This window comes from Bartonella sp. AD328YNZD (genome assembly GCF_042196425.1).
This window is the reverse complement of the sequence record NZ_JBHIQG010000177.1, coordinates 1-5,236: the sequence shown is the minus strand read 5'-3', so window position 1 is coordinate 5,236 and position 5,236 is coordinate 1. Positions and strand designations below refer to the sequence as shown.

Below are 5,236 nucleotides of genomic sequence, written 5' to 3'. Positions count from 1 at the left end.
TTGCCTTTACGATAGATAATGGCATCTTTCACTCGACTATCGGCTGTTAAGGCGATAAGCTTGTAATAGGGTTCTGTTCCACTTCCGTTTCCTCCACGGGCATGAAGCTGTATGCGTTCACGATATCTCTCGTCACTTTCTCCTTCCATGCGGGCAATACCATGCCAGGTTCCCAAGGCATCAAGAGATTCACCGATTGCAAAATCAAGAATGTTGTTGCGTGCTGCCTCATTAATACGCTGTCTTAAAAGCAATTCTCGATAGCTAAAAGCCTCTATAACTTTTACGGCTGGATCACTTTCCAAAAATGTATATTCGGGTAAAAGTTTTTTTAAATGAGCAAGAGCCGCAGCGCGGATTTCCTCGAAAGAAAGTTCTGTAATAATTTCCGGTTTTGCAAGCGCTTTACTCATTTTATCAGTAATCCTTCCATGGTAATGGGCTTGCCCGATGGCAAATAAATGCCTTCAAAGGATAAAGAAACGTGTCCATTCTCACCCCTTTTAAAATCGATTTTTTTCACTTTAAAACGTGGTTCCCATTTGTCTAAAGCCTCAGCAACGGCGGCATAAAGGGCAACGGCAAAAGCATTATTCACTGGCGCATCAATGAGTTCTGCAACGCGTGAACCATAATCACGTCGCATCACCCGTGTGCCAATGCGTGTTGATAAGATATCAATAATCGATTGCCGCAAATGCTCTATGCCAACCAAGGACTTTCCCGTTGTACGGTCCATTCCACTGTTCAATTGGGACCTCCTGTCATCGAGCCACCAGAATAAACACCTCCATGAACATGGGTTGCTCCTACATTGGTGCCGTTATGCTTTAAGCTACTTGAATGAATGGAAACATTATTTCCAGAATGAAGAGAGAGACTATCATTCGAATTCAGTGAAATGTCACCACCAGCCTTCAAAGAGATGCCGCCCTTTGCCTTTAAACTTAGATCACGTTCTGAAGTGATTTTTATGCCCTCCGGTGCGCTGAGCTCTAACTTACCAGCATCTCCTTTGAGTGATACGCCATCAGAGATTGTTAGGATAAATTTTCCACCCGATTTTATATTAAGGGCATAGGTGTTTTGTTCATCATCATATTCAAGGCTGGTTCCATCAGGGTATATCGTTCGGTGAATGCTGCCCTTATCGGCTGCTTGATTAGCATCTGTATGAATGGAACCCACAATCATCCCTTGCGATAAATCCCCTGATGATGAAACAACAATCACTTGCTCTCCAACATCGCGCCCTTCATAAGAGCGTGTTTTACCGGCGCGGGCTTGTGTGTCTGGAATCCAGTCACTGATAAGACCTCCAGTTTTTACTCGATAGCGTGCGTTTTTATGGTCGACATGGCTAATTTTCCCCACCACAACCATATTGGCTACGCGTCTCTTTAAATCGGTGATCTCCTTATCGCGCCGCTCTAACATAGTCACCTTCAATTTTATGGTATTTGTCTTCGTTTCCCACACCTGTTTCTGGTTTAAAACCGACAAGGGGTTTAACAACTCTTGCGGTTGCATTTCCTTCATCAGGGCAGGGGATATTGGTTATGTGCGTCACGTCAAAGGTTAAAATTGCACCGTGGAGTGCTAAAGCGCCATTATCACCAAAGGCAAAAGCAATATTTTGCAGGCGGCATGTCTCAACGGTGTTGTTAAGATTGGGGTTGGCATGGAAAATCTCTTCAACTTCCCATGCTAATTGGTCAACAAAGCGTGCACCCTCTTCACATGTTGCATAGCATTCAACATCTACTGTTAAAACACGCCGCCTTAAGCCAAAATCATGTCCATCTTCGATGATTTCACTTTGCGTTGAGATATTAATAGCTGGCATTGCTTCAATAAATAAATTGAAATCGCGCATATTGAAAACATTATCACCAGCTACTGTTTTTGCTGCCTTTATCAACGCAACAAATGTTTCTCTTATCGTCTCACGGGGATGTATCAATGTTTCTGTCATTCAATATTTATCCTTTTCTTAAAACTGGTATCATGTTATGATACGTAAAAGAACGAATAGAGGTGATTTGGTGATTGAATCTTTTGCGGATAAGCGGTGTAAAGATCTTTTAGAAGGCAAGACGCCCAAAGGTTTTCCTGCAACATTGGTACGCATAGCACAAAGAAAATTGTTTATGCTCGATAAAGCAGTTGATCTTAAAGATTTACGCAGTCCTCCAGGAAATCATTTAGAAGCATTGAAAGGAGAGCGTAAAGGTCAATATTCTATTCGTATTAATAACCAGTTTCGTCTTTGTTTTGAATGGCGTACTAATGGCGTCTATGAAGTTGAAATTGTAGATTATCATTGATCTATAGGAGGTTGAGATGAAAAATTATATTGCAATACATCCAGGAGAAATTTTACGGGAGGAATATTTAAAAGAATATGCTTTGTCTGCTTATGCTCTTGCAAAAGCATTGAATGTTCCACGCACGAGGATAGAACGTATTGTTGCGGAAAATAGTCCAATAACTCCTGATACGGCTCTCAGACTGGCTTCTTTTTTTGATACGACAGCTGAGTTCTGGCTTAATATGCAAGCTGCTTATGATGTTCATATTTTACAAGCAGAAAAAGCAGATGAATTTGCCAAAATTAATAAATTTGAATGTACAATTTAACCACCTCCCCACCTTTGAAGTGGGGAAGGAAATGTTTCACCTTAAGCAACCTTTCTAATGGGGTTCTCGAAATTTGGTTCATAAGCGCGTAACAAAGAATCCATGCTATGCGGTAACTCTGAATCTCCAAAATCTGTAAGAATTGCTAAAATCTTTGTAATATTGGGTAGTTCATCCTGAAGTTTTGAAATCAAAGCTTTTTCTATTACACTCATAGTGTCAACCAGAGCAGTACAATCTTTATCGCTCATATTTTCATGTCTAGAAAATCGAGATAATGCCATCCATAAGTCACATAAGAAGTTGGTATCTATCTTCATTGTACACCTCCATGGATTTGTTCTCTTAAACATGCCAATCCTCTAGATGTGATTTTCGTTGAAGGAAGCACCTTTTCTGTACCATCCGGTCTTTGAATGGTAATAGCAGGGCAGTCCATAAAGCCTTTCTTGATTTTATCCTGATAAGGTAACAGAGGAGCCCCTGGAGCCCGTCGATACACCCAATCATGTTTACGTAAGTAATCCGTTAAATCTTTTGGTCGCACCTCCAACATCTTCGCGGCTTCAATTAAACCAAACAAACCATCAGAGCGTTTTAAACCTTCCAAAGCCTCTGCTTTTGGAGTCAATTTGGCAATGGTGTTATCCTTTTGCTCGATTTGACTTTGTAGATGATTCAGGACACCAAGTAATGCTTCGGGTTTGGAATAATCAACTTGTGGAGCGGCTATCTGTGGTGTGGTTACTTGTTTTAAAAGCCGTTCACATTTGATAAAGTATTGACGTGCTTCATGTCCTTTATCATTACGTTCGATCATGGAAAGGTGTTTAGCCATGTCTAAGGTAATGTGGTATTCTTTTACCTTTCCACCGTTTACTAAATTTTTAGTAAGCGTTATAAAGTTTATATTTTCCTGAAACTTACATTCTTTAATGCGATTTTTAATCCAATCATTAAAGCGGGCTTTTATCTCTAAAAACGCATGTAAATCACGCGCATTAACAGTTTGAACAGTTTCCTGATCAATAACCTGTTCTGATATTTCTATAAGATTGTTCATTATGAACTCCTATTGGTTAGATGTTTGTTAATGACGCTCTAAATAGAGTGCCGGGTGCTAACAAACACGGCCAATAGTCCGTCGTCACACTTTCCCCGTTAGGGTATTGTATAGTGTAACCACACCCGACAACATTATTATATGCACGTAGCATACAATGAGTCAAAGTCTTTAATGTGCGGAGAAAAGACTGTATCGGCAATCTATCCGCTATTGGTTTAAGGTGTTCGTTAGGCACCTGATTCGATTATTCATATCCTTATGATGATGTCAATAGATAATATTACATTTTTCTAAATTATATAGGCACATCTTTACTTTATTTATAGACTCACTTTAAATTTCCTCTTTTTTTATTTATAGCGGAGGGGAAATAATGCGCGACGTACTTGATATAATTGCGATGATTGTATGGTTGTTATCTTTACCAATTATTATCACTGGGATCGTTTTCGTATGTAGAAAAAAATGTCGAAAAATGGGTTTGAAGACTCTTGGTGTTGGTGCTCTATTATTTGTCGGTGCTCCAATAGTGGGTGTTGCTGTACAGAAAGACAAACCAGATCAAGTTGTACATAATAATGAAGTTGTTACCCTCTCTTCGACTTCGTCAATAGATGTTGCTACTCAAGATGAAAGCATGGCTCAGGCACCAGTTGAGAATACTGATAAGCAAATCACGCACACTCAAGACAATAAATCAGATGAAAATGAAGGATTAGGTTTTTGGGGATGGGGGTTGTTAATAATCCTCACTTTTTCTGCAGGTTCCGCTTTATATAATTATTGGCTATACAGACGCAAAAAACATTTTGAACAACAAGTTACAGTGCAACGTTCAATACTGTTCCCTCATATCCGTCCTTCTTCTGATTTTTCATATGTTGCTGAAATGTTGCCAGCACTTGATGCTCATCAATATGACTATTGTTTAGCGCACAATGAAAAATTATTAGGAGTTCAAGAGTATGCCAATTTCGTTGTCAGGCGCAAGATAAAGAATATAGAACAAATGGTAGTTATAGCACGTGGACGCCTTTTGGTAACAGATCAAGCCATTGTATTTGAAAGTCCTGAAAAGAATGAGAGAACTACTTGGAAACAAATTAAATTAGTAAAAATTACATATGAGGGCTGTCAAGTCTATCGCCGCTCTGGCGTACCTTGGAATTACGAATTTGCTGCAACTCCTAGGTTTGTTGCAGTAGTTCGGACCCTTGAAAAATCTAATGAATTTTGAGATGTTTTTATAATATATCCACATGATATTTACTGTGTCGCTAAAAAGATGCCTTATTATTTCTGTTCTCGCAAGATAAGTTTGTACATACCGGATTCAGAGGCTTGGACATCTGTGACCACGAAGTGCTCTTGAGAAGAGGGGGCTTTGTTGTTTTCAGGAGAGATGATCACAATACTATCTTGAGGTTTTGGTGGTATTCCCCCGATATCATTGATACAAAGATCAAGTTCCTTTCTTGCAATTGTGGTAGAGATTCTGCCACCGGCGTCCGATTCCGAATGTTTAATGGT

8 protein-coding genes and 2 pseudogenes are annotated in these 5,236 nt (G+C 39.6%); 3 read left to right on the top strand and 7 right to left on the bottom strand.

Annotated elements, in window-relative coordinates; genetic code table 11:
• From ACFIO3_RS08505 to ACFIO3_RS08490, 4 genes and pseudogenes are all read right to left on the bottom strand, one after another.
• Window positions 1-413 (bottom strand): annotated as a pseudogene (locus ACFIO3_RS08505) (baseplate assembly protein); the annotation flags it as partial.
• Window positions 410-751 carry a GPW/gp25 family protein gene (locus ACFIO3_RS08500; protein WP_375607146.1) on the bottom strand — a complete coding sequence of 114 codons (342 nt, stop codon included), beginning with the start codon at window positions 749-751 and terminating at the stop codon, window positions 410-412. The pseudogene ACFIO3_RS08505 and the gene ACFIO3_RS08500, both read right to left, overlap by 4 nt.
• Window positions 748-1,437, bottom strand: coding sequence for a phage baseplate assembly protein V (locus ACFIO3_RS08495; RefSeq protein WP_375607147.1), 690 nt, complete (start codon window positions 1,435-1,437; stop codon window positions 748-750). Before ACFIO3_RS08495 ends, ACFIO3_RS08500 begins: the two co-directional genes overlap by 4 nt.
• Complete coding sequence (locus ACFIO3_RS08490; RefSeq protein ID WP_375614669.1) at window positions 1,418-1,960, bottom strand: hypothetical protein; 543 nt, start codon at window positions 1,958-1,960, stop codon at window positions 1,418-1,420. The genes ACFIO3_RS08495 and ACFIO3_RS08490 overlap by 20 nt, the downstream gene beginning before the upstream one ends.
• Window positions 1,961-2,012: 52 nt before the next feature.
• Between ACFIO3_RS08490 and ACFIO3_RS08485 the strand changes: the two genes are divergently transcribed.
• Together ACFIO3_RS08485 and ACFIO3_RS08480 are read left to right on the top strand one after the other, a co-directional pair.
• Entirely contained in the window at window positions 2,013-2,327 is a 315-nt protein-coding gene (locus tag ACFIO3_RS08485; protein WP_375607148.1) for a type II toxin-antitoxin system RelE/ParE family toxin, read from the top strand.
• 16 nt (window positions 2,328-2,343) lie between these two features.
• Entirely contained in the window at window positions 2,344-2,640 is a 297-nt protein-coding gene (locus ACFIO3_RS08480; RefSeq protein ID WP_120100579.1) for a HigA family addiction module antitoxin, read from the top strand.
• A 41-nt stretch (window positions 2,641-2,681) separates the two neighbouring features.
• On the opposite strand, the gene ACFIO3_RS08475 is transcribed toward ACFIO3_RS08480, so the two are convergent.
• The gene (locus ACFIO3_RS08475; protein WP_375704312.1) at window positions 2,682-2,960 is read right to left on the bottom strand and encodes a hypothetical protein; all 279 of its coding nucleotides are present in this window, start codon (window positions 2,958-2,960) and stop codon (window positions 2,682-2,684) included.
• Window positions 2,957-3,703 (bottom strand): antA/AntB antirepressor family protein, encoded by a 747-nt coding sequence (locus tag ACFIO3_RS08470; protein ID WP_375639654.1) that lies wholly within the window; start codon window positions 3,701-3,703, stop codon window positions 2,957-2,959. The genes ACFIO3_RS08475 and ACFIO3_RS08470 overlap by 4 nt, the downstream gene beginning before the upstream one ends.
• A gap of 376 nt (window positions 3,704-4,079) precedes the next feature.
• Here ACFIO3_RS08470 and ACFIO3_RS08465 point away from each other — a divergent pair, with 376 nt between their 5' ends.
• On the top strand, window positions 4,080-4,943 hold the full coding sequence (locus ACFIO3_RS08465) for a hypothetical protein (RefSeq protein ID WP_375639655.1): 864 nt from the start codon (window positions 4,080-4,082) through the stop codon (window positions 4,941-4,943).
• A gap of 56 nt (window positions 4,944-4,999) precedes the next feature.
• Here ACFIO3_RS08465 and ACFIO3_RS08460 read toward each other — a convergent pair.
• Window positions 5,000-5,236: pseudogene (locus ACFIO3_RS08460) on the bottom strand (hypothetical protein); the annotation flags it as partial.

Excerpts from the sequence above, each read along its gene's own strand:
- ACFIO3_RS08475 (WP_375704312.1), bottom strand. The coding sequence starts at position 2,960 with ATGAAGATAGATACCAACTTCTTATGTGACTTATGGATGGCATTATCT.
- ACFIO3_RS08485 (WP_375607148.1), top strand. The coding sequence starts at position 2,013 with ATGATACGTAAAAGAACGAATAGAGGTGATTTGGTGATTGAATCTTTT.
- ACFIO3_RS08480 (WP_120100579.1), top strand. The coding sequence starts at position 2,344 with ATGAAAAATTATATTGCAATACATCCAGGAGAAATTTTACGGGAGGAA.
- ACFIO3_RS08465 (WP_375639655.1), top strand. The coding sequence starts at position 4,080 with ATGCGCGACGTACTTGATATAATTGCGATGATTGTATGGTTGTTATCT.
- ACFIO3_RS08470 (WP_375639654.1), bottom strand. The coding sequence starts at position 3,703 with ATGAACAATCTTATAGAAATATCAGAACAGGTTATTGATCAGGAAACT.
- ACFIO3_RS08495 (WP_375607147.1), bottom strand. The coding sequence starts at position 1,437 with ATGTTAGAGCGGCGCGATAAGGAGATCACCGATTTAAAGAGACGCGTA.